The following is a 22,731-nucleotide window of genomic DNA, read 5'->3' as shown; positions in this document are numbered from 1 at the left end:
GGAGTTGTCGATGAACCATCTTTCAAGATCCGCGATCGGGGGAGCGGCGCTGCTCCTGGCCGTCCCCGGTCTTCTCTTCGCCCAGGATGACGCGACCGGCGACGCGGCCGGCGAGAACACTCCCGAGCCCGCGCTCGAAGCACGCCTGGCCGATCAGAGCCTGCTGCTCGACATTCTCCGTTACGACGACCGGTTCGTCGCGGTCGGCCAGCGGGGTCACGTGCTGCTGTCCGACGACGGTCGGACGTGGTCGCAGGCCGACCGGGTGCCGGTCCAGTCGACCCTGACCCGGATCGAGCGGGAAGGCCGACGGCTGTGGGCCGTGGGTCACGACAGCGCGATCCTGTCCAGCGCCGACGGGGGGCGGACCTGGTTCATCCAGAACTGGGACGAGGACGCCGAGGAACCGCTGCTCGATGTCGAGTTCCTCACGGCACTGAAAGGGTTTGCGGTCGGCGCCTACGGCCGATTCATGGTGACCTCCGACGGAGGGGTCACATGGCAGACCGAGCGGATCGAGGACCGGTTGGTTTCCGAGGCGATCGACTGGGGCGACGTGGCAGCAGCCGAGGACGGTATCGATACCCTGCCCGAAGACTTCGAGCCCGAAGCCAACGTAGAGACCGATGAAGGCGAAGACGTGTTCGTCGACAAGGGTTGCTACGAGTTCTACGAGTGTCACCTGAACGATCTGCTCGTTCTCGAGGACGGCCGGCTGATGATGGCCGCCGAACGAGGTTTCGGCTACCGTTCCGAGGACGGTGGTGAAACCTGGGAGAGCTTCCGCTTTCCCTATTCGGGCTCGATGTTCGGTCTGATCGAGCTCGGCGACTGCATCATCGCGTTCGGGCTGCGAGGCCACATCCAGCGGAGCTGCGATTTCGGCGACCGCTGGGAGGATCTCCAGTACGGCGGCGACCAGACCCTGATGGGGGCGACCCATCTGCCTGACGGTCGCGTACTGATCGTCGGGGCGGCCGCCAGCCGCGTCACGATCGATGAAGACGGCAGGATCGAGGAGCAGGTCGACCGCCTCGGCAGCGACTACGCTGCGGTCCTGGTCCAGGGCGACCACCTGATCCTTGTCGGCGAAGACGGAGTGCGCCATGAATAAACCGAGAGGGTTCAACCTCCGTGTTGCCGACGGCATCTTCGCGCTGCGGCCCCTGATCCTGCTGCTGTTCATCGTCGGTACGGCGGTGATGGCGTACTCCATGCTGCAGCTCCGGGTCGATGCCGGGTTCAAGAAGCAGCTGCCGCTCGATCACGAGTACATGCAGACCTTCCTCGATTACGAGCGCGAGTTCGGCGGCGCGAACCGCATCATGGTTGCCCTGATGGCACGCGACGGCGAGATGTTCACGCCCGAGTTCTTCGAGGCCTTCGAGCAGGTCAGCAACCGCGTCATGCTGCTTCCCGGCGTCGAGCGCGCCAGCGTGCGGTCGATCTTCACGCCCAACGTGCGCTTCGTCGAGGTCGTCGAGGACGGATTTGCCGGCGGAAACGTCATCCCCGCCGATTTCGCGCCGTCGCCCGAAATGTTCGAACGGGTCCGTTCGAACATCATCAAGTCCGGCGAAGTCGGGCGCCTGGTGGCCGAGGACTTCTCCGGTGCGATGGTGCAGGCCAACCTCGTCGAAGGCGACGTGCAGGTGCCGGACTACGATCCGGACAACCCCTGCACCGACCCCGATCGCTTTCCGCAGCCGACCGACGGCAGCCTGAACTACCAGCAGGTGGCCTGCTACCTCGACAGCATCCAGGAGGAGTTCGAGACCGAGAACCACAGTGTCCACATCATCGGCTTCGCCAAGATCGTCGGCGACATCGCCGACGGCGCGCGCGGCGTGGTGACCTACTTCGGGGTCGCGTTCGCGATCACCGCGTTGCTGCTCCTGTTGTATTCGAAATCGATCTGGCTGACCGTGCTGCCCCTGGTCTGCTCGACGACCGCGGTGATCTGGCAGCTGGGTTCGCTCAGTCTGCTCGGATTCGGCATCGACCCGATGAACATCCTGACGCCGTTCCTGGTCTTCGCCATCGGTGTCAGCCACGGCGTCCAGATGATCTCGGGCTGGACTGCCGAGAAGTACTTCGGAGGCCGCTCACCGGCCGGGCTGCACCAGGACGGAATCGCGCTCGAGTCGATCGAGATCGCGTCGAGCATCGACGCCGCCAAGGCGACCTTCGCGCGCCTGCTGGCACCGGGCGCGATCGCGCTGCTGTCCGACACCATCGGCTTCCTGACCATCCTGCTGATCAACATCCGGATCATCCAGGAACTGGCGATCACCGCTTCGATCGGTGTGGCCATCATCATCTTCACCAACCTGGTCCTGCTCCCGCTGCTGCTGTCCTACGTCCGGATGCGAAACGGCGAGGCGTTCCGCGAGCGCCAGTTCGCGAAGGCCGCCCGGACCTCCGTGGTCTGGCGCTTCGTTGCGTCGTTCACCAGGCCGGGCGTCGCTGCGGTCACCCTGGTCCTGGGTATCGTGCTGTTCGCCGGCGCGCTCTACAAGTCCCAGGACATGCAGATCGGCGACTCGGAGGCCGGCGTGCCGGAACTTCGCCAGGACGCGCGCTACAACCAGGACGCCCGCCTGATTTCCGAGCGCTTCTCGCTGGGTACGGACCTGATCTCGGTGATCGCCGAGACGGTGCCGCAGGCCTGTACGGAAAATCCCGAGATCATGGACGCGATCGACGATTTCTCGTGGCAGATGCGCCAGGTCGAGGGCGTCCAGCAGGTGATCTCGCTGCCGATGGTGGCGAAGGTCATCAACGCCGGCTGGAACGAGGGCAACCTGCGCTGGCGCGTGCTGCCGCGCAACGTCTTCATCATGCGCCAGAACCTGCAGAACATCGAGACGTCGTCGGGCCTGCTCAATCGAGATTGCAGCGCGATGCCGGTGATGATCTTCACCGAAGACCACAAGGCCGAAACGATTTCGCGCGTGGTCGACCGGGTCAAGGAACTGCGCGGCCAGTTGATGAACGAGTCGCTCGAGTTCCAGGACCCGGAAGGCGTGCCGGCCGACGCTGAGCCCGGCGCGACCGCGGACTGCAGCGGCGATCTCTGCTTCCGCCTGGCCACCGGCAACGTCGGTGTGATGGCCGCGACCAACGAAGAAGTACGGGCCGCTCAGACGCCGATGCTGCTGTACGTGTACGGGGCGATCATCCTGCTGTGCCTGATCACCTTCCGCTCCGTGCGCGGCACCCTGTGCATCGTGCTTCCGCTGGTCCTGGTCAGTTACCTGGCCTATTCGCTGATGGCCTTCATGGGCATCGGGCTGAAGGTCAATACGCTGCCGGTCGTCGCCCTTGGCGTCGGCATCGGCGTCGACTACGGCATCTACATCTACAGCCGCCTGGCCGGCCACCTGAAGGAAGGCATGCCGCTGGGCGAGGCCTACATGCACACGCTGCGCCTGACCGGCAAGGCCGTGTTCTTCACCGCGATCACGCTGGCCGTCGGCGTGGGCACCTGGCTGTTTTCGGAGCTGAAGTTCCAGGCCGACATGGGCGTGCTGCTGGCGTTCATGTTCATCTTCAACATGATCGGTGCCATGCTGCTGCTTCCCGCTCTGGCGCGCTGGCTCCTGCGGCCCCGCGAAGCGACCTGATCGGGCCTCGGTCCGGGTCGGCCATCGACCCGGACCGGTGCCGCGCTCGCGCACTCATCGCATGAACCGGGACGGCGACCTTGCGCTGATGTTCAGCGGCGGCAAGGACTCGCTTGCCGCGTTCATGCGCCTCGACGGCTCCGATCGGCCGCGCTGGCTGGTCACCACCTACAACGAGGAAAACGATCGGGTCGCCCTGCACGGCACGCCGATCGGACTGCTCCGTCTCCAGGCCGACCGTCTCGGCGTTGCGCTTTTCGAAATTCCGCTGCCGGGCGACTGCGACAATTCCACCTACCTTGGCCGCGTGGCCGACGGGCTGGCGCCGTTGAAGCAGGAGGGGCTCGCCCGGCTCGCCTTCGGCGACCTGTTTCTCGACGACATCCGCGCGTTCCGGGAAGCCCAGTGCGGCGATCTCGGCCTGGAACCCGTGTTCCCGATCTGGGGAGAAGACACCGCCTCGATGGCCGAGCGTCTTCCGCGCGAGGGGCTGGATGCGCGGGTGTGCTGCGTGGATACCGAAACGATCGATGCGGCCGCGCTGGGTCGGCGCTGGACCCCGCAGTGGCTGGTCGACTATGCGCCCGATGCCGATCCCTGCGGCGAGAACGGCGAGTTCCATACGTTCGTGGTGGATGCGCCCGTGTTTCGCGCCCCGATCGCGGTTCGACCGGGGCGGACCGTTCTCAGCGGGGGGCGATTCCGCATGCTGGATCTTCAGCCCGCCTGAGCGTATCCAGGCGTTCGCACAGGGCCTCGGCGCCTTCGAGCAGGCGCGTGGTCGGGCGGACCAGCGTATCGGCGTCCACTTCCAGCACCCGTCCGCACCGGACCGCTGGAATCCCGGTCCGCGACGCCCAGGCCGCAGATGCCTCCGCGGGGCGCCGGTCGGCGCCGACCAGGATCACGTCCGGCGCGGCGTCGACGACCGACTCGATGCCGACCGCCGCGGCTTCCACGTCCAGGTCGGCGAAGACGTTTCGGGCGCCGCACAGGGCCAGCACCTCGTTGAACACGTGGCGGCCACCGAGCGTGAACAGGGGGCGCCGGCTGACCTGGTAGAACACGGTGATCGGGGCGCCGCGACGGGGATTGGACCGGAGCCGTTCGAGCCGCTCGCGATAGCGCCCGGCCGCAGCGTCCGCCGCCGCCGAGGTGCCGGCCAGGCGGCCCAGGGCGCGCAGCGCCTCGCCGATCTCGTCCAGTGTCCGGGTTTCGATCGAATGGACCGACAGGCCGAGCGCCTCGAGCTGGCGCCGGCTGGAGATCGGCGTGCCGCCCTCCCACGCGATCGCATCGGTGGCGCCCAGCGAGAGGATCGTTTCGGCGTCGAAGCGGAACGCGTCGCCGATCCGGGGCAGCTCGCGCGCCGCAGCGGGATGGTCACTCCATTCGACCGCGCCCACCAGGCGGTCGCCGGCCCCGGCATCGAAGGCCAGCTCGGTCAGGTGCGGTGCGAGGCTGACGATGCGCGGAGCCGCCGCGTCCTCGCTTCGTGGATCGTTGCCATCCGCCGCAGGCGGGACCAGCAGCACCACGACCGCGAGGACGGTGGCCGCGATTCGCCCGAGAGCCCGGGTGATGCGCGCCAGGGGGCGGCCGGTTCCCATCAGGCCGTTCCCGCCGCCGATTCCCGGTCCAGTGCTTCTTCGACCGCGTCGAGGTCGTCCAGCGGGGCCAGGCAGCGCGCGCCGACACAGATCCACGCGCTCGTTCCCTCGGCGCTCGTCGCGGCCTGGAGCGTGGCCGGGAGGTCGTCGAGACCCGGCGGCACCCGGAGCACGTCGCGGTCGACCCGCCGGACCAGGCGCCGGACCCAGTCGTCCGGCTCGCGTCCGGGACCGCCGACGACGATCAGGGGCCGGTGCCCGTCGAGACGTCGCTGCGCCCGGAGCCAGGTCGCGTGCGCGGCCGGCGATTCCTGCACGGCGGCACGGACCGCGTCGGCCGCCTGCCGGGCCCGCGCCAGGCGTTCGGCGTCGCCGGTGCGGTGGGCCAGGGCGACCCAGCCGAGCACGGCGGTGGCCGCGCCCGCCGGAATCGCCTCGTCCACGTCGGCGCGCGGCCGCATCAGGACCGTCGGCCGGTCGTGCGCGATCAGGCCGAAGCGGCCCGTGTGCGGCTCGAAGTGATCGCGCTCGATCCAGTCCGCAAGGCGTTCGGCCAGGTCGAGGCGCTCCGGATCGAAGCGCGCGTCGAGCAGCGCGATCGAGGCGTCGAGCAGGGCCGCGAGGTCGTCGAGGAGCAGGGGGTGCTCCGCCCGGCCCTCGGCGAGCACCGCCGCGGGAGGCTCGGCGTCGAGCAGTTCCGAGACCACGCGCGTCAGGGTCCGGTCGGCCCGGTCGATCCAGTCCTCGCGATCGAGGTACCGGCCGGCCCGGGCCAGCGCGGCGGCGGCAAGGCCGTTCGTGCCGGCCCGGAGCTGATCGTCGCGCGCCGGCATCGGCCGGCGGCAGCGCGCCTCCAGCATCCGCGTCCGTGCCCGGTCCAGGAGGGCGAGGGTGGAGGCCGCGTCGCGCCCCGCCTCGGCGAGTTCGGCGATCGAACGGGCCTGCACCGGGTGCCAGAACCTCCCGGGGAGATTGCTCGGTCCGTCCAGGCCGAAACGCGCTTCGGCGAGTTCGCGGATCGGCCCGTCGAGCACGCCGTCGAGGTCGTCCGGTCGCCAGCGGTAATGGGCGCCTTCCTCCACCCGGACCTGGCCGGCCTCGAGCGGGGTGTCGGAGTCCTGGTGCGCCTCCGGCACCGCGCTGTCGGCGTCGAGCGAAGTGGCGAACCCGCCGCCGTCGAGGGCCAGGTCGCGCGCCAGGAACTCGGCCGTCCGCGTCGCCGCATCGGCCAGTTCCGGGTCGCTCCAGCGCGCCGCCGCCGCGGCCAGCAGATCGAGGAGTTGCGCGTTGTCGGCCAGCATCTTCTCGAAGTGGGGAATCTCCCACGCGGCGTCGACGCAATAGCGGAAGAAGCCGCCGCCCAGCTGGTCGGCCAGCCCGTTGCGCACGATCGCACGCAGCGCGTCGAGCAACATCCGCTCGGCGCTCGGGTCTTCGATGCCGCGCTCGGCGAGCCACGCCAGCAGCGGCGGCTGGGGAAACTTGGGCGCATCGCCGAACCCGCCGTGGCGCGTGTCCTCGCGGGCTTCGAGCTGGCCGATCAGGTGATCGTCGGGCGCCGGTGCGTCCGCCTCGCCGTCGCTCGAACGGGCGACCAGCAGGCCGAGCGCGTCGATCACGCGGCGATTCTGCGCCTTGAGCGTGTCGCGCTGCTCGAGCCAGGCGCGGTGCACCCGTTCCAGCAGTTCGCCGAAGCCGATCAGGCCGTGCCGCGCTTCCGGCGGAAAATAGGTTCCGGCGACGAAGGGCGCGAGGTCCGCGGGATCGAGGAACGCGGTCAGCGGCCAGCCTCCGCCCTGGCCGCTGAGCAGCTGGTGGGCCAGCTGGTAGGTCCGGTCCAGGTCCGGGCGCGCCTCCCGGTCGACCTTGACGTTGACGAACCAGGCGTTCATGCGCTCGGCCACCTCCGGATCGTCGAAGCTCTCGTGCGCCATCACGTGGCACCAGTGGCAGGCCGCGTAGCCGATCGAGAGCAGGATCGGGCGGTCGCTGTCGCGCGCCTCGCGCAGCGCTTCGTCGCCCCAGGGGTACCAGTCCACCGGCTGCTCTGAATGCTGACGGAGGTACGGGCTGGACGCGCCGTGGAGTCGGTTGGGCATGGTCGATGCGCGGTGCAGGGACGGCCGACGAGGATACCGCAGGGGCCCGGCGACCGCCGGCCCGGCCGGGTGTCGTAGCCTATACAATCGAGGCTCGTTCTCCGTCCCCGCCGACCCGCGCCCCAGCATGTCTTCTCCCGCGATGCTCGTCGATATCGACCCGATCGCCCTGGACCTGGGGCCGGTCCAGGTGCACTGGTACGGCGTGACCTACCTGCTGGCCTTCGCCGCCGGTTGGTGGCTGCTGCGGCGCAGGGCGCGCCAGCCGCACTGGCCGATCGCCCCGGTCCAGGTCGGCGACTACCTGTTCTGGATCATCGTCGGGGTGATCGCCGGAGGCCGGCTCGGCTACGTCCTGTTCTACGGGCTCGATCGCTGGGCCGACGACTGGTTGTTTCCGATCAGGATCCAGGACGGCGGCATGTCGTTCCACGGTGGGCTGATCGGCGTCCTGGTGGCCATGGCGCTGTACGCGCGGCACCTCGGCATCGGGTTTCTCAAGCTCGGCGACTTCACGGCCCAGGTGGTGCCGCTGGGCCTGGCCTTCGGCCGGATCGGCAACTTCATCGGCGGCGAGCTCTGGGGCCGCGTCAGCGATGCGCCCTGGGCGATGATCTTTCCCGCGGCGATCGATCGCGGCTTCGCCAGCGAGGCGGCACTCGAAGCCGCGTGGCGCGCCGGCGAGCTCGACGTCTACGCCAGGCATCCCTCGCAGCTCTACCAGGCGGCGCTGGAAGGCGTGCTGCTGTTCGTCATCGTCTGGGTGTTCGCGCGGCGTCCGCGGCCGGCCGGAGCGGTCGGCGGCCTGTTCCTCGCCGGCTATGCGGTGTTCCGCTGCATCGCCGAGTTGTTCCGCGAGCCCGATGCGCACCTGGGCTTCGTCGCATTCGACGCGCTGACCATGGGCCAGCTGCTGTCGATCCCGATGTTCATCGCCGGCGTCGCGCTGATGGCGCATGCCTACCGCCGTCCTGGGCCGAAGGCGCCGGATCGGACAGCCCCGAACCGGGAAACACCGCCATGAAGGCCTATCACGACCTCCTGACCCACGTCCGCGACCACGGGGTGGCGAAGAACGATCGAACCGGAACCGGCACCCTCAGCGTGTTCGGCTACCAGATGCGCTTCGACCTCGGCGACGGGTTTCCGATGGTCACCACCAAGAAGCTGCACCTTCGATCGATCGTCCACGAACTGCTCTGGTTCCTGAAGGGCGATACGAACGTCGGCTACCTGAATGAACACGGCGTGACGATCTGGGACGAGTGGGCCGACGAACGCGGCGACCTGGGGCCGGTCTACGGCAAGCAGTGGCGGGCCTGGCCGCTGCCCGCCGGCGGTTCGCTGGACCAGATCGAGCGGGTCGTCGAGCGCATCCGTAAACGGCCCGACTCGCGACGCCACGTCGTCTCGGCATGGAACCCGGCCGAGCTTCCGGACGAACGCCTCGCGCCGCACGAGAACCCGGCCCGGGGCCGGATGGCGCTGGCGCCGTGCCACACCATGTTCCAGTTCTGGGTCGCCGACGGCCGGATCAGCCTCCAGCTGTACCAGCGCAGCGCCGATTGCTTCCTGGGCGTGCCGTTCAACATCGCCTCCTACGCACTGCTGCTGATGATGGTCGGGCAGGTCACGGACCTCGAGCCCTGGGAGTTCATCCACACGCTCGGCGACGCCCACCTGTACCGAAATCACCTCGACCAGGTCGACGAGCAGCTCGCGCGCGAACCCTACCCCCTGCCGACCATGACGCTGAACCCGGCGCGGCGTCGTCTCGAGGATTTCGTGTACGAGGACTTCGAGCTGACCGGCTACCGCTGCCACCCGGCGATCAGGGCGCCCATTGCCGTATGAATCGCAGCATGAATCGCCGCACGAGGCCCCGATGAACGAGCGCAGCTCGCTCGGACCTCCCGCGCGACCGGAAATCGTCCTGGTCGCGGCGCTCGGGCGCAACCGCGTGATCGGCGTCGACGGCGAGATGCCCTGGCACCTGCCGGCCGACCTGGCGCACTTCAAGCAGGTCACCCTGGGCCACCCGGTGATCATGGGACGGGCGACCTTCGAGTCGATCGGGCGCCCCCTGCCGGGACGACGAAACCTGGTGCTCAGTCGTTCCTGGAGCGAGGCGCCGAGCGGGGTCGAATGCGCGCGATCGCTGGACGAGGCGCTGGACCGGCTGGACGCCGAGGTGCCGGCCATGGTGATCGGCGGCGGTCAGCTCTACGCCGAGGCATTGCCGCGTGCCGCGGCGATGGAGCTCACGCTGGTCGATGCCCGGCCCGAGGGCGATACGCGGTTTCCGGCGTGGCGCCGGGTCGACTGGCGCCTGCGGTCGATGGAGGCGCACCCGGCCGACGGCGCGAACCCGCATCGCATGATCTTCCTGTCGCTGATCCGGAACACGCCGGTGGAGTGGGCGGATGACGATTGACACGACGATTGCTACGACGATTGACACGACGAGCGCGAGAATGGGCGAGACGACGAACGATTCGACGGTGACCGCGAAGCGAACGACGGTCGCTCCGGCCTGGCTGCCGTGGGTGCTGGCCGCGCTGTTGCTGGCCACCGGCTGCCAGGCCTCGGGGCCGTGGGTCGAGGTCGGCGGTCAGCGCTACCGGGTGGAGATCGCCGACGACGACGAGGAGCGCGCGCGCGGGCTGATGTTCCGGAACGAACTCGACGCCGGGGCCGGGATGCTGTTCCTGTTCCCGCGCGAGGCGCCGCGCGCGTTCTGGATGCGCAACACGCGGATACCGCTGGACATCGTCTACATCGACGCGGAGCGGCGGATCGTGGCCTGGTCGCTGGACACGCCGCCGTGCCGGACCCGGCGCTGCCCCAACTACCCGAGCGGGGTCCCGGCGCAGTACGTGCTCGAAGTCAATGCCGGCGAAATGGAACGGCTGGGCGTGGAGATCGGTGACCCGGTGGTCTTCGGGCAGGTGCCCGGCGAGGACGACGGCTGATTCGCGTCCGGTTCCTGTCGGACCGGCGCGCCCGGTGACCCGGCCGGCCCGCATTCGTCACAGGCGACCGTCCCTTCCTCGCTGAATCCACGGATCCAGGTTCGACGGATGCAGGGCGCACGGAGCGGCATGAAGGAAGAAATCGATGAAGGAATCGTATGCATGAAGCGGAATCGACCATGACCCGGCGAACGGGCATCGTCTGCGCGTTCGTTGCACTTGTCGCGACCGGACTGGCCGGCTGCGGCGGACCGGTCGAGCTCGACGCCGACGAACGCGCGGCCGCGGAGCAGGCGCTGTACCCGCCGTTCCATCGTGTCCACGGCCGCGTCCTGCCGACGTCGCCCGACGGGCTCGAAGCGCGACTGACGGGCCTGCTCGATCGCCTGCGCGAGGCCGGCGCCGAGCTGCCGTCGACGGTGGACGTCGTGCTGACGGTCGAAGCGGACCCGGACGCGCTCTGCCTGGCCGGCGGGCGGATCGTGATCGGCCGCGGCCTGCTCGCATGGCTGCACAGCGACGACGAGGCCGCCGCGGTGCTGGCGGCGGCCGGAAGCATGTGCCGCGCGGCCGACCGCGCGTGGAGGGCGGGTGCGTCGAAAGGGTTGCCGGCCGACGAACCGGACAGCTTGCGCAAGCTCCGCTACATCGACGTGCGCCTGGACGGCAACGCCGCGCTCTACCGCCAGGCCGTGGCCGGCGCCTGCGGCGGCGACTGCGCGTCCGTCGTGCCTGCATCGTTGCGCGAGGCGGGCTTCGACGGCGAGGCGTTCCACCGACTGGTCCATCGACTCAGCGTCGAGCGGCCCGAGTCGCTGTGGCTGGAGCGGGTCGGTGGTGCGGCGGCCAGCGCAGCCGCCGATGGCGCCGGGGCCGGCGACTGGAGCGGACTGGCCGACCTGCGCGACGGCCTGGAGCACCTGGCGGTCGTGCGACGGGAAATCGGCCGCGGCCGGCTCGATCGCGCCTACCGGGCCGTGCTGGCCGCCGGGCGGACCCTGCCCGACGACGTCGACGGCCGCTACCTGCACGCCGAGCTGGACCTGCGCAACAACCACGCCTACTACGCCCGCGATCGGCTCGAAGCGCTGCTCGCCGAAGGTCACCGGCTGCCGGATGCCGATTATCTGCGGGGCTGGATCCTGGCCCACCTGCGCGAGCTCGAAGACGCCGAAGCGCTGCTCGGTCCCGAACTGGTCTTCCTGCCGCGCGCGCCCGGGCTGTACGAGATGGCCGTGGTCCGGGTCCGCCAGGGCCGGGACGAGGAGGCCGCGGCGCTGCTCGAGCGCGCCGATGCGGCCGGTCCGACCAGTCCCTATGCCGACGCGATCGACACGATCGAGCAGTTGATCGAACGCAGGAGGCGTTGAGCCGGTGCGCGTGCTGCAGGTCACCGACTGCCACCTGGCCGCCGACCCCGGCGCCGACTACCGCGGCCAATCCGCCGAGCGCAACCTCCATCGCCTGAGCGCGGCCGTCGAGGCCTTCGAGCCGGACCGGCTGGTGCTTACCGGCGACCTGTCCGAGGACGCCAGCCCGGCCAGCTACGAGCGTATCGTCGACTGGGCCTCGGGCTTCGGCTGCCCGGTCGCGTGGCTTCCGGGCAACCACGACGACCGGTCACGGATGCAGGACCCCTTCGACGCGGCCGGCTGGGACGCCGGGCCGGTGATCGAGGCGGGGGACTGGCAACTGGTGCTTCTGGACTCGGCGTGGGTGGACGAGCCTGCCGGGCGCTTGACGCCGGAGCGCCTCGAGCCGTTGAAGCGGCTCGACGGGATGCGGCCGGTCGGGATCTTCGTGCACCACCAGCCCGTGCCGGTGGGCGCGGCCTGGATCGACAAGGTACCGCTGGTCGAGCCGGACGCGTTCTGGAACGCCACGGAGGCGGCGGGCGGGGTTCGCTTCGTCGCCTTCGGTCACGTCCACCAGCGGTTCCGCGGTCGGCATCGCGGCATCGCGTGCCTGGCCGCTCCGTCGGCGGCGGCGAACAGCCTGGCGGGCATGCCGCGCTTCACGCCCGGCGAGGCGGCGCCGATGGCGCGCTGGTTCGTGCTGGAGGACGGAGGACGCTGGTCCAGCGGCCTGATCGGCGTTTGAGGGAAGCCCCGGATCCATTCTGCGACCGGGGGAGCGGGGCATCGAAGCCCCCGGACGGGCAGGCCCGACCGACCGATCAGAATTCGACCATCTCGAAGTCTTCCTTGCCGGCAGCGCAGTCGGGGCAGACCCAGGATTCGGGCACGTCGTCCCAGCGCGTTCCCGGGGCCAGGCCGGAATCGGGGTCGCCGAGCTCCTCGTCGTAGATCCAGCCGCAGACCACGCACATCCACTTCTTGAACGGTTCAGCTTCGCTCACGGGTATCCTTCGAGACGTCGATCAGCGCGACATTCTAATGAAAAGGCATCGCCGATGCGCTCACGCCCGTCCTCCCTGTACCTGTTGACTCCCGACGGTCTCGGCCGCGACGAACTGCTGCGCCGCTGTCGGGCCGCGCTGGCGGCCGGCGTCGACTGGCTGCAGTACCGGGCCAAGGCCGGTGCGGACCCGGAAACTGCGCGCCTGCTGCGCGCACTGACCCGCGAGACCGGCGCGCGCCTGATCATCAACGACGACCCGGCCCTGGCCCGGTCCGTCGGCGCCGACGGGGTCCACCTCGGGCGCGACGACGGCTCCCTGGCCGAGGCGCGCGATCGACTCGGGGCCGATGCGCTGATCGGCGCGTCCTGCTACGACGACCTGGAGCGGGCGGAGCGGCTCGCGGCGGCCGGCGCCGACTACCTGGCCTTCGGCGCGGTGTTCGCGTCGCCGACCAAGCCCGATGCCGTCCGCTGCCCCCTCGACGTGCTGGGCCGGGCGCGCCGCTTCGGCCGGCCGGTGGTCGCGATCGGCGGCATCACGGCCGACAACGCCGCCGAGGCGCTGGCCGCCGGCGCCGACCGGGTCGCGGTGCTGTCCGACGTGTTCGCCGCGCCCGACGTCGCCGCGCGGGTGCGCGCGTATCCGTCCATGGTCTGATCCCGGCCGCGCGGCAGCCACCGGTCCTGGTGTCGGTGAAGTACGCATCGTCGATGCAGTCGCCCGGTCGGTCCAGTACCCTTGGGCGCCTCACACTCTGCCCTTCGAACAAGGCGATCCTGCGATGAATCACACCCAGAGTCACGAACTGTTCCTCCGCGCCCGGGCCCGCATCCCCGGCGGCGTCAATTCACCGGTCCGGGCCTTCGCCGGGGTCGGCGGCGATCCGGTCTTCTTCGAGCGTGCCGAAGGGGCCTGCCTGTTCGACGTCGACGGCCAGCGCTACATCGACTACATCGGGTCCTGGGGGCCGATGATCTGCGGCCACGCCCACCCGGCGATCATCGAGGCCGTGCAGCGCGCCGCGGCCAACGGTCTCAGCTTCGGCACGCCCAGCCCGAACGAAGTGACCATGGCCGAGCGCCTGTGCGACCTGGTCCCGGGCCTCGAGCGGGTGCGGATGGTCAACTCCGGCACCGAGGCGGCGATGAGCGCGCTCCGTCTCGCCCGCGCGGCCACCGGCCGCAATCGGTTCATCAAGTTCGAGGGGAATTATCACGGTCATGCCGACAGCTTCCTGGTCAAGGCCGGCAGCGGTGCACAGACCCTCGGCGTTCCGACCTCGCCCGGCGTGCCGGCGGCGCTGGCCGAGCTGACCCTGAACGCGACCTTCAACGACCTCGACTCGGTCCGCGCGCTGTTCGAGCAGTACCCGGACGAGATCGCCTGTGTGGCGGTGGAGCCGGTGGCCGGAAACATGAACTGCGTGCCGCCGAAGCCGGGCTTCCTCGAAGGCCTGCGCGAGCTGTGCGACGAGTACGGCAGCGCGCTGCTGTTCGACGAGGTGATGACCGGCTTCCGGGTCGCGCTCGGTGGGGCGCAGCAGCTCTACGGCGTCAGGCCCGACCTCAGCTGCTTCGGCAAGGTCATCGGCGCCGGGATGCCGGTCGGCGCCTTCGGCGGCAAGGAAAAATACATGCGGATGATCGCGCCCGAGGGGCCGGTCTACCAGGCCGGCACGCTGTCGGGCAATCCCGTCGCGATGGCCGCCGGGCTCGCCAACCTGGACCTGATCACCGCGCCCGGCTTCTACGATGCGCTGACCGCGACCACGCTCCGGCTCACGGAAGGCATCGCCGGCGCGGCGCGTGACGCCGGCGTGCCGATGGCCACCGTCGCGGTCGGCGGCATGTTCGGCCTGTTCTTCACCGAGCGGGAGCGGGTCGAGAACTTCGAGCAGGCCGCGGCCTGCGACCTGGACCTGTTCAAGCGCTTCTTCCACGGCATGCTCGACGAGGGCGTCTACCTCGCACCCTCGGCCTTCGAGGCCGGCTTCGTATCCAGCGCCCACGGCGAACGCGAGGTCGAAGACACGATCGCGGCGGCCAGGACCGTGCTGACGGCGATCGCGGCAGACCGGAGCTGAGCCGGCCCCGGCCCCCGGCCGGTCGCCTCAGTCGAGAAAGAGGTCGGGCGCCAGCGGCTGGCCGGGCTCGATCGCGTAGCGCTCGAAGTCGGTCACTCCGTTCGCGCGGAGAACGTCCTCGTCGATCAGGAATTCGCCGCTGCGGGCGTCCGGGCTTGCCGACAGCACGGCGTGCGCGGCGTCGGCCATGATCGCGGGGCTGCGGCAGTTCTTCGGGTCGACCGCATCGCCGAGCATGCGCAGCGCGGCGGTGGCGATCACCGTGCGCGGCCACAGGGCGTTGACGGCGATGCCGCGATCCTCGAACTCGCGCGCCATGCCCAGCACGCACAGGCTCATGCCGTACTTGGCCATCGTGTAGGCCACGTGCGGCGCGAACCACTTGGCGTCCATGTTCAGCGGCGGGGACAGATTTAGAATGTGGGCGTGGTCGGAGCGTTCGAGAAACGGAAGCGCGGCCTGGGAACACGCGAAGGTGCCGCGCACGTTGACCCCGAACATCAGGTCGAAGCGCTTCATCGGCACCGCGTCGGTCGGCGCGAGATAGATCGCCGAGGCGTTGTTGACCAGGATGTCGATGCCGCCGAAGGCATCGGCCGTGCGCTGCATCGCATCGACGATCGCCTGCTCGTCGCGGATGTCGACCTTCAGCGGCAGGGCCTTCCCGCCGGCCTCTTCGACCGCTTCGGCCACGCTGTGGATGGTGCCCGGCAGCTTGGGATGCTTGCGGTCGGATTTCGCCGCGATCGCGACATTGGCGCCGTCGGCGGCGGCGCGCAGCGCGATCGCCTCGCCGATGCCGCGCGACGCGCCGGTGATGAACAGGGTCTTTCCGGACAGGGTGCTCATGATGTCTCACCGAATTGCATGCGGACCAGGACGGCAGTGTAGCCGCTGGTCCCGCTTGCCCGGAGACCGCAGTGCGTGACGCCCTGCAGACGATGACCGAGCAGCTTGCCGCATCGCCCGGGCTGCTGCTGGCGGCCGGCTTCCTGGTGGCGTTCGTCGAGGCCGCTGCCATCGTCGGGTTGCTCGTGCCGGGCATCTTCCTGTTGTTCCTCATTGCCGCGCTGGTCGGCTGGAATCCTTCGATGATGGTCGCGATGAGCGCGGCGTTCGCGCTCGGCGCGATGGCCGGCGACGGCCTGAGCTACGCCCTGGGCCGCCGCTACCGGCACCGGCTGGCCGCGCTGCCTCCGACCTCGCGCAGCGGGCGCTGGCTGGATTCGGGACGGGCCTTCTTCCGTCGCCACGGTGGCCGCAGCGTGTTCATCGCCCGCTTCGTCGGGCCGGTGCGACCGATCGTTCCCGTGGTCGCAGGGTCGCTGGGCATGCCGGCAGCGGCGTTCGTGCCGCGCATGGTGATTGCGTCCCTGCTCTGGGCGCCGGCGATGGTGATTCCCGGCGCGCTGTTCGGCCAATCGCTGGAGGTGGCCGCGGAGTTCGGTACCCGGGTCGTCGTGCTGCTGCTGCTGGCCGTGCTCGGCGGCTGGTTGCTGGTCTCGCTGGTCCGCGGCGCCTACGCCTGGGGCTCGCGGCGCAGCACCTGGTGGTTCAAGCGGCTGGGCGGCTGGTTGCGACGGCACCCTCGCTTCGGCCGCCTGGCCGGACCGCTGCTGGTGCCCGGCCAGCGCGAAGTGATTCCCGTGCTGGGTCTGGCGGCCATGCTGCTGCTGTCGTTCACGGCCCTGCTCGCGGTGCTGACGCTGGCGATCGTCAATGCACCGCCGGCGCTGTCCGAGGCGGTCGGCACGGTGACCGGTGCGGCAACCCTGTCGGGCAGCCTGCGGACCCCGCTGGCCGATCCGTTGTTCGTGGTGCTCGGCCTGGCCGGATCGGCGCCGGTGGCGGTTGCCCTGGGGCTCGGCGTGACCCTGTTCCTTGCCGCCGCGGGCCGCTCCGTGGCCCTCGTTCACTGGCTGCTCGCGGTGGTGCTGGGGACGGCGCTGGCGCAGGGGCTGTACGGCCTGCTCGGCCTGCTGCCGATGCGGGTCGCCCGGCCCGACGTCGCCTTCGCCTCGCTGGTCCTGATGCACGGATTCCTGGCCGTGATCGCGGCCAAGGACCTGGCCGCCACCCAGCGCAAGTGGTTGTACCTGGCCGCGACCGCTGCGCTGGTGCTGATCGGCTTTGCCCGCCTGTACCTCGGCCGGGCCGACCTGTACGCGCTGGGCGTCGCCGCGGCGCTGGCGGTGGTCTGGCTCACGCTGGTCGGCATCGCCTACCGGGTCCGGGCCCGTCCGGCCCGGACCCGCTCGGCCTGGGCGCTGGTCGCGGTGTTCGTTCTGCTCGCCGCCGGCGGCTCGGTGGTGGCCAACGGCATGGGGTATTCGCGCGTGCTCCAGGGCCAGCAGCAGGGCCCGCCGGTCCGATCCGTGGCCGAATCCTGCTGGTGGTCCCGGGGCCGGGACTGCGACGGCACCGAGTTGCCGCGTCGTCGGACCGTGTTCGGCGACCCCGGCGGGCAGGTGTTCGACGCCCAGGTCGCGGCCGATGCCGAGGTCCTGCGCAACGCGCTGGACGAGGCGGACTGGCAGCCCCTTCCGCCGCTGGGGGTCCGGGCGATCCGGGCGGTGCTGGCCCGGCGCGTCGATGCGGATCGCCTGCCGCACCTCGCGCGCGACTTCAACGGCCGGACCCAGGAGGTCGCCCGCCGCCTGCCGCTGGGCGACGATCGCTGGGCGGTGCTGCGGGCCTGGCGATCCGGTTGGCAGCTGACGCCCGACGGCCGGCCGGTCTGGCTCATCCAGGTGCGGGTCGTGACCCCGACCACCGTGGCCGGCCTGTTCGCGACCTGGCGGCGCGATGCGTCGCGCAGCGACGAGGGCATCGATGCGCTGCGTCGAGCGGGCTCGGACTGGCGCTGGCGGCGCGACGGCGACGAAGACATCCTGCGCGCCGATGCCCGACGCGACGAAGTGGACCGCGAAGCACCCGACCCGACCCCCTGAGCGCGAGCCGACCGGACGTTCCCGGCTTGCGAACCGGCCGCCGGGGGGCGGCTCAGTCGGGCACGGCGTCGCTCGCGTCGTCCGGGCCGAGCAACCAGCACAGGGCGCGCAGACGCTCCTCCGGGTCGGAGACCGCCAGCAGCTCTTGGGCCTGGGGCGGGTCGAGCGGCAGAATCCCGGCCAGCGCCATGCCGAGCTGGCTGGCGTTGTCCGCTTCGACTTCGGGCAGTTCCGCGGCGGGCAGGCGGGCGACGAGTTCGCGATACAGGCTTTCCAGTGCGGCGAACTCCGGCCCGATCGAGCGGGCGGGTTCCGGCGCGATCCACTCGACGTGACCGATCAGCAGGCCGTTGTCGCGGGCCGAGGTGTGGTGGATACGGAACCGGCGCGTGCCGCGGGCCCGAATCCCCAGGAGTCCATCTTCCAGCGTCGAGAAGTCCTCGATCACGGCTTCCGTGCCGATCGAGGCGTGGCGCGCGGTCCGCTGGTCCGTGGCCGGATCGAGCATGACCACGCCGAAGCCCTGGCCGCTGCGCGAGCAGTCGCGCACCAGTTCCAGGTACCGGGTTTCGAAGATCCTCAGGGGTAGCGGCGCGCCGGGAAACAGCACCAGCTGCAGGGGGAACAGCGCCAGTTCGTCGAGCGCGTCAGTCACCGCTGTCGCCGTTCAGGAATCGCTGCTGCACGTTGCCGAAGCCGCGGTTGCTCATGAACACCACGTGGTCGCCGGGCCGCGCGTTCTCGCGCAGGTCGGACAGCACGTTGCTCAGCTGACGGCGGAAGCGGCCGCCGGCCTGGAGCTTGTCGAACACCTCGCTCGGGTCCCAGTCCAGCGTGTCCGCCGAGTGCATCACGACGTAGTCTGCCGCGGCCAGCGCCGGGGCCAGCTGGTCGAGGTGGTGGCCGCCGCGCATGGTGTTGCTGGCCGGTTCCAGGGCGACCAGAAGGCGGGCCGCGCCGATCGAGCGCCGAAGCCCCTCCAGGGTCAGGCGGATGGCGGTGGGGTGGTGGGCGAAGTCGTCGTAGACGTGCACGCCGCCGACATCGCCGAGGTACTCCATGCGCCGCTTGACGCCGCGGAACTCGCCCAGTGCGGCCACCGCGGTCTGCGGATCGACGCCGGCCGCCGCTGCGGCGGCGATCGCGGCCACCGCGTTCAGCGCATTGTGGCGGCCGCTCTGGGCCCATTCCAGCGTGCCGATCTCGTCGTCGCCGCGGAAGAACGTGAGCTGGCGGCCGGACGGCTCGTCGAGCCGGACCCGCCAGTCGGCCTCGACATCGCCTTCGATGCCGAAGGAGGCGCGCTCGCTCCAGCAGCCCTTTTCGAACACCCGCTTGAGGTTGGCGTCGTGCTGGTTGTGGATGATGCTGCCGTTGCCTGGCACGGTGCGCAGCAGGTGGTTGAACTGGGTCTCGATCGCGGCGAGGTCCGGATAGATGTCGGCGTGGTCGAACTCCAGGTTGTTCAGGATCGCGATCGAGGGTCGGTAGTGGACGAACTTGGCCCGCTTGTCGAAGAAGGCCGTGTCGTACTCGTCGGCTTCGACCACGAACCAGTCGCCTCCGGCGCGGGCCGAGATGTCGAAATTGCTCGGAATGCCGCCGATCAGGAAGCCCGGTTCCAGGCCGGCGTGTTCGAGGATCCAGGCCGCGAGGCTGGCGGTCGTGGTCTTGCCGTGGGTGCCGGCCACGGCCAGCACCTTGCGCCGGGCGAGGTAGTTCTCGCCCAGCCAGCGCGGGCCGGAGACGAAGTCCATGCGCCGGTTCAGCACGTGTTCGACGGCCGGATTGCCGCGGCTCAGCGCATTGCCGATCACGACCTGGTCGACGTCGTCCGGGATCGCCTCGGCCGAGTAGCCCTCGTGCAGCTCGATGCCGAGGTTCTCGAGTTGGGTGCTCATCGGCGGATAGACGTTGGCATCCTGGCCGGAGACTTCGTGGCCGTCGGCCCGCGCCAGCGCCGCGATGCCGCCCATGAAGGTGCCGCAGATGCCGAGGATGTGGAGTTTCATAAGGCCTCAGTGGGGTCTCGGGGTGTCCGCAATTCGTCCGCAATTCGTCCGCAAGTCGTCGGCTTCGGCACCCGGTTCTCGCTTTTCGATTCTCGAGCGGTCGTGCGGGGCGTCAGGGGCCGATGCCGACCGCTTCGAGCGCGATGATCTGGAGCAGGAAAACTAGCACAGCCACCGCGATCCCGCCGGCGTACGGAAGCTCGAGCGCGTGGCGCCACACGTGGCCATCGACGGCCAGGCTCCAGAACAGGCCGATCAGCGCCAGCACGACCAGCGGACCGGGGATCGCCGCCGCCCCGTCGGCCGGGCCGGCCGCCAGCCACAGGGGGAGATTGAGCAGGCCGACCAGTGCGCCGGTCGCGAACAGGGCCTGGGCGACCTGGCCGAACCGCGCCGGGCGCCGCGCGAGGGCCAGCACCACCTGGATCGAGGCCAGCTGCAGGGCGAAGGTCAAGAGTACGTCGCGCACCGGAGGCGGGTCCGGAGCGAACAGCAGCATCGCGCCGGTCAAGCCCCACCACAGCGCCATCGCCAGCCACAGCGCCGCCGAGGAGGCCGGCAGGTCCTGCGGTCCGGCGCGCAGCAGCGCGATCCGGACGACGAGCGCCAGCCAGGCGTTCATCGGCGGGCCGCCGGGCAGGGCAGAATAGGGCGATGGAATCGGAACCAGACGGCACGACCGGGGTCGAGCAGGGGGTCGATCGACACGTCGATGCGGTCGGCCTGATCTGCCCCGAGCCCGCGCTGCGCGCGCGCAAGGCACTGGCGCAGATGCGGCCGGGTGCGCTGCTCGAGATCGTCACGGACGATCCGCTGGCCGAAGTCGACCTGCGGATCCTGTGCGACCGGGGCGGTCACGAGTGGGTCGAAAGCGTCGAGACGGACGGCGTGCGCCGCACCCGGATTCGCCGGGCAGGCGACTGAGCGGTCAGTCGGCCTGCAGCGCATCCAGCAGGCGCTGCTGGACGTCGTCGACCGAGCCCATGCCGTCGATTTCGCGCAACTGGCCGCGGGCGGCGTAGTGACCGGCCACGGGAGCGGTCTGTTCGGCGTAGACCCGCAGGCGGTTCCGGATGACCTCCTCCGTGTCGTCCGAGCGGCCTTCCTCGACGGCGCGCTTGCTCAGGCGGTCGACGATCTCCTGCTCGTTGACGGTCACGGAAACGGCCACGTCGACCGGCTGGCCGATGCGCTTCAGCACCACGTCCAGGGCCTCGGCCTGGGCCAGGTTGCGCGGATAGCCGTCCAGGATGAATCCGTTGGCGACGTCGGGCTGGCCGAGTCGTTCCTCGATCAGGCCCAGCATCAGGTCGTCCGGGACCAGGTTGCCGGCGTCCATGTAGCGCTGGGCTTCCCGGCCCAGCTCCGTCTGCTGCTCCACGGCGTCGCGCAGCAGCGCGCCGGTCGAGATGTGGGCGAGGTCGAGACGGTCGCGGAGGAGGGCGGCCTGGGTTCCCTTTCCGGAGCCCGGGGGGCCGAGAAGTACGATGCGCATCGGTAGAGGGTTCGGGTGCGGCTGGACAAGCGGCTAAAGGTAGCCCGACCCCGCCGGCAAGTCAAATCTGCGGGACCCGGCTCGAGGGTGCGCGGCCGGGCCCGTCACGAAGCCCCCTCGGGCGTCCCGATCGCGGAATCGCCCCCCGAATTGCTTTATCCTTGCTCGGGAAGCGAAGCCACCACCGGATCGAAATGCCCGGGACCAATATCCTCTACGCCCAGTCCGGCGGCGTCACGCCGGTCATCAACGCCACCGCGGCGTCGGTCATCGAGACCGCGCGCGAGTACCCGGACGACTTCGGCACGGTCTTCGGCGCCGCCGACGGCATCATCGGGGCGCTCGAGGAGCGGCTGATCGACACCTCGTCGTTTTCCGCCGACGACCTGGTCGCGCTGGGCCACACCCCCGGGGGCGTCTTCGGGTCCTGCCGCTACAAGCTGAAATCCCTGGACGACAACCGGCGCGAGTACGAGCGCCTGGTCGCCGTGCTCGACGCGCACGACATCGGCACCTTTCTCTACAACGGCGGCAACGACTCGGCCGACACGGCGTACAAGATTTCGCGCATGGCCGAAGAACTCGGCTATCCGCTGCGGGCCCTTGGCGTGCCGAAGACCATCGACAACGATCTCGTGGTCACGGACAACTGCCCGGGCTTCGGCTCGGTGGCCAAGTACGTCAACGTGTCCATCCTCGAGGCCAGCCTCGACGTCATGTCGATGTCGTCGAGTTCGACCAAGGTCTTCATCATGGAAGTGATGGGCCGCCATGCGGGCTGGATCGCCGCCGCCGCCGGGCTGACGCGGCGCGGCGAAGGTGATCCGCCGCAGATCATCCTGTTTCCCGAGGTGTCGTTCGATCGCGAAGCGTTCTGCAAGGCGGTCGATCGCTCGGTGACCACCAACGGCTACTGCTCCGTGGTCGTCTCCGAGGGCGCGCGGGATGCAGAGGGCACCTTCCTGGCCGACGCCGGAACCACCGATGCCTTCGGTCACAAGCAGCTCGGCGGCGTTGCACCGGTGGTCGCCGGGATCGTCGGCGAGGACCTCGGCCACAAGGTCCACTGGGCGGTCTGCGATTACCTGCAGCGCTCGGCGCGGCACATCGCGTCGGCTACCGACGTCGCCCATGCCCGCGCGGTCGGGCGTGCCGCGGTCGAGTTCGCACGCGCCGGGCAGACCGGTGTGATGCCGGTGATCCGGCGCATCTCCGACGAGCCCTATGAGTGGACGATCGCGAGCGCGCCGCTCGGCGATATCGCCAATCACGAGAAGACCCTGCCCGCGGACTACATTTCCGACGACGGGTTCGGGATCACCGAGAAGGCCCGGCGCTACCTCGAACCGCTGGTTCGCGGCGAGGATTATCCGCCCTACGACGAACACGGCCTGCCGAAGTATTTCCGGCCGACGCTCCACCCCGTGAAGCCCCGGCTGGACCCGTTCACGCCGGCCTGAGCGCGCCCGGGGGCGCGCTGTCTTCGAAGCTCCTGCGAGCAGATCGAGCATCCAAACCCAC

Annotated in this window: 22 protein-coding genes; 14 read left to right on the top strand and 8 right to left on the bottom strand. The window is 70.1% G+C overall.

Annotation, left to right across the window (positions count from 1 at the left end):
• Positions 1-10: 10 nt before the first annotated feature.
• The 3 genes from KUV67_04090 (at position 11) to KUV67_04080 (ending at position 4,356) form a co-directional block, all read left to right on the top strand.
• On the top strand, positions 11-1,114 hold the full coding sequence (locus KUV67_04090; protein ID MBY6204046.1) for a hypothetical protein: 1,104 nt from the start codon (positions 11-13) through the stop codon (positions 1,112-1,114).
• Positions 1,107-3,626 carry an MMPL family transporter gene (locus tag KUV67_04085; GenBank protein MBY6204045.1) on the top strand — a complete coding sequence of 840 codons (2,520 nt, stop codon included), beginning with the start codon at positions 1,107-1,109 and terminating at the stop codon, positions 3,624-3,626. The genes KUV67_04090 and KUV67_04085 overlap by 8 nt, the downstream gene beginning before the upstream one ends.
• A 61-nt stretch (positions 3,627-3,687) precedes the next feature.
• Positions 3,688-4,356 (top strand): hypothetical protein, encoded by a 669-nt coding sequence (locus KUV67_04080; protein MBY6204044.1) that lies wholly within the window; start codon positions 3,688-3,690, stop codon positions 4,354-4,356.
• Here KUV67_04080 and KUV67_04075 read toward each other — a convergent pair.
• Both KUV67_04075 and KUV67_04070 read right to left on the bottom strand, forming a co-directional pair.
• Positions 4,313-5,236 carry a cobalamin-binding protein gene (locus KUV67_04075; GenBank protein MBY6204043.1) on the bottom strand — a complete coding sequence of 308 codons (924 nt, stop codon included), beginning with the start codon at positions 5,234-5,236 and terminating at the stop codon, positions 4,313-4,315. The two genes, KUV67_04080 and KUV67_04075, sit on opposite strands and share 44 nt — an antisense overlap.
• Positions 5,236-7,335: a thioredoxin domain-containing protein gene (locus KUV67_04070; GenBank protein ID MBY6204042.1), complete on the bottom strand. Its 2,100-nt coding sequence runs from the start codon at positions 7,333-7,335 to the stop codon at positions 5,236-5,238. Before KUV67_04070 ends, KUV67_04075 begins: the two co-directional genes overlap by 1 nt.
• Before the next feature lie 142 nt (positions 7,336-7,477).
• Between KUV67_04070 and lgt the strand changes: the two genes are divergently transcribed.
• From lgt to KUV67_04040, 6 genes are all read left to right on the top strand, one after another.
• Positions 7,478-8,359: a prolipoprotein diacylglyceryl transferase gene (gene lgt, locus KUV67_04065; protein MBY6204041.1), complete on the top strand. Its 882-nt coding sequence runs from the start codon at positions 7,478-7,480 to the stop codon at positions 8,357-8,359.
• Positions 8,356-9,189 (top strand): thymidylate synthase, encoded by an 834-nt coding sequence (locus KUV67_04060; GenBank protein MBY6204040.1) that lies wholly within the window; start codon positions 8,356-8,358, stop codon positions 9,187-9,189. Before lgt ends, KUV67_04060 begins: the two co-directional genes overlap by 4 nt.
• Positions 9,190-9,220: 31 nt before the next feature.
• Positions 9,221-9,769 (top strand): dihydrofolate reductase, encoded by a 549-nt coding sequence (locus KUV67_04055; GenBank protein ID MBY6204039.1) that lies wholly within the window; start codon positions 9,221-9,223, stop codon positions 9,767-9,769.
• Between the two features lie 40 nt (positions 9,770-9,809).
• A complete protein-coding gene (locus KUV67_04050) occupies positions 9,810-10,307 on the top strand; it encodes a DUF192 domain-containing protein (protein MBY6204038.1) in 498 nt (165 codons plus the stop codon).
• Between the two features lie 179 nt (positions 10,308-10,486).
• Positions 10,487-11,677, top strand: coding sequence for a hypothetical protein (locus tag KUV67_04045; protein ID MBY6204037.1), 1,191 nt, complete (start codon positions 10,487-10,489; stop codon positions 11,675-11,677).
• 4 nt (positions 11,678-11,681) lie between these two features.
• On the top strand, positions 11,682-12,407 hold the full coding sequence (locus KUV67_04040; protein MBY6204036.1) for a metallophosphoesterase: 726 nt from the start codon (positions 11,682-11,684) through the stop codon (positions 12,405-12,407).
• Positions 12,408-12,483: 76 nt separating this feature from the next.
• Here the strand turns inward: KUV67_04040 and KUV67_04035 are convergent, their stop codons facing one another.
• Positions 12,484-12,636 (bottom strand): rubredoxin, encoded by a 153-nt coding sequence (locus tag KUV67_04035; protein MBY6204035.1) that lies wholly within the window; start codon positions 12,634-12,636, stop codon positions 12,484-12,486.
• 84 nt (positions 12,637-12,720) lie between these two features.
• Here KUV67_04035 and thiE point away from each other — a divergent pair, with 84 nt between their 5' ends.
• Complete coding sequence (gene thiE / locus KUV67_04030) at positions 12,721-13,326, top strand: thiamine phosphate synthase (protein MBY6204034.1); 606 nt, start codon at positions 12,721-12,723, stop codon at positions 13,324-13,326.
• A gap of 124 nt (positions 13,327-13,450) precedes the next feature.
• Positions 13,451-14,752, top strand: coding sequence for a glutamate-1-semialdehyde 2,1-aminomutase (gene hemL / locus KUV67_04025; GenBank protein ID MBY6204033.1), 1,302 nt, complete (start codon positions 13,451-13,453; stop codon positions 14,750-14,752).
• A gap of 27 nt (positions 14,753-14,779) precedes the next feature.
• On the opposite strand, the gene KUV67_04020 is transcribed toward hemL, so the two are convergent.
• Entirely contained in the window at positions 14,780-15,601 is an 822-nt protein-coding gene (locus tag KUV67_04020; GenBank protein MBY6204032.1) for an NAD(P)-dependent oxidoreductase, read from the bottom strand.
• A 71-nt stretch (positions 15,602-15,672) separates the two neighbouring features.
• On the opposite strand from KUV67_04020, the gene KUV67_04015 reads away from it, so the two are divergent.
• Positions 15,673-17,703: a hypothetical protein gene (locus tag KUV67_04015; GenBank protein MBY6204031.1), complete on the top strand. Its 2,031-nt coding sequence runs from the start codon at positions 15,673-15,675 to the stop codon at positions 17,701-17,703.
• A 52-nt stretch (positions 17,704-17,755) separates the two neighbouring features.
• Here the strand turns inward: KUV67_04015 and KUV67_04010 are convergent, their stop codons facing one another.
• The 3 genes from KUV67_04010 to KUV67_04000 all read right to left on the bottom strand — a co-directional run bounded on the left by KUV67_04010 (position 17,756) and on the right by KUV67_04000 (position 20,337).
• A complete protein-coding gene (locus KUV67_04010; protein MBY6204030.1) occupies positions 17,756-18,358 on the bottom strand; it encodes an LON peptidase substrate-binding domain-containing protein in 603 nt (200 codons plus the stop codon).
• A complete protein-coding gene (mpl, locus tag KUV67_04005; GenBank protein MBY6204029.1) occupies positions 18,351-19,715 on the bottom strand; it encodes a UDP-N-acetylmuramate:L-alanyl-gamma-D-glutamyl-meso-diaminopimelate ligase in 1,365 nt (454 codons plus the stop codon). The genes KUV67_04010 and mpl overlap by 8 nt, the downstream gene beginning before the upstream one ends.
• Positions 19,716-19,827: 112 nt before the next feature.
• On the bottom strand, positions 19,828-20,337 hold the full coding sequence (locus KUV67_04000) for a hypothetical protein (GenBank protein MBY6204028.1): 510 nt from the start codon (positions 20,335-20,337) through the stop codon (positions 19,828-19,830).
• A gap of 32 nt (positions 20,338-20,369) precedes the next feature.
• Here KUV67_04000 and KUV67_03995 point away from each other — a divergent pair, with 32 nt between their 5' ends.
• Complete coding sequence (locus KUV67_03995; protein MBY6204027.1) at positions 20,370-20,639, top strand: sulfurtransferase TusA family protein; 270 nt, start codon at positions 20,370-20,372, stop codon at positions 20,637-20,639.
• Between the two features lie 4 nt (positions 20,640-20,643).
• Here KUV67_03995 and KUV67_03990 read toward each other — a convergent pair whose 3' ends face one another.
• On the bottom strand, positions 20,644-21,210 hold the full coding sequence (locus KUV67_03990) for an adenylate kinase (GenBank protein ID MBY6204026.1): 567 nt from the start codon (positions 21,208-21,210) through the stop codon (positions 20,644-20,646).
• Between the two features lie 194 nt (positions 21,211-21,404).
• Between KUV67_03990 and KUV67_03985 the strand changes: the two genes are divergently transcribed.
• Positions 21,405-22,670: a 6-phosphofructokinase gene (locus tag KUV67_03985; protein MBY6204025.1), complete on the top strand. Its 1,266-nt coding sequence runs from the start codon at positions 21,405-21,407 to the stop codon at positions 22,668-22,670.
• Positions 22,671-22,731 lie beyond the last annotated feature (61 nt).

The sequence above is a fragment of the Halomonas denitrificans genome (genome assembly GCA_019800895.1).
In the GTDB taxonomy this organism is placed as follows: Bacteria; Pseudomonadota; Gammaproteobacteria; order Xanthomonadales; family Wenzhouxiangellaceae.
Note: the sequence above shows the minus strand (reverse complement) of the source record. Positions and strands in the feature narration are given on the sequence as shown.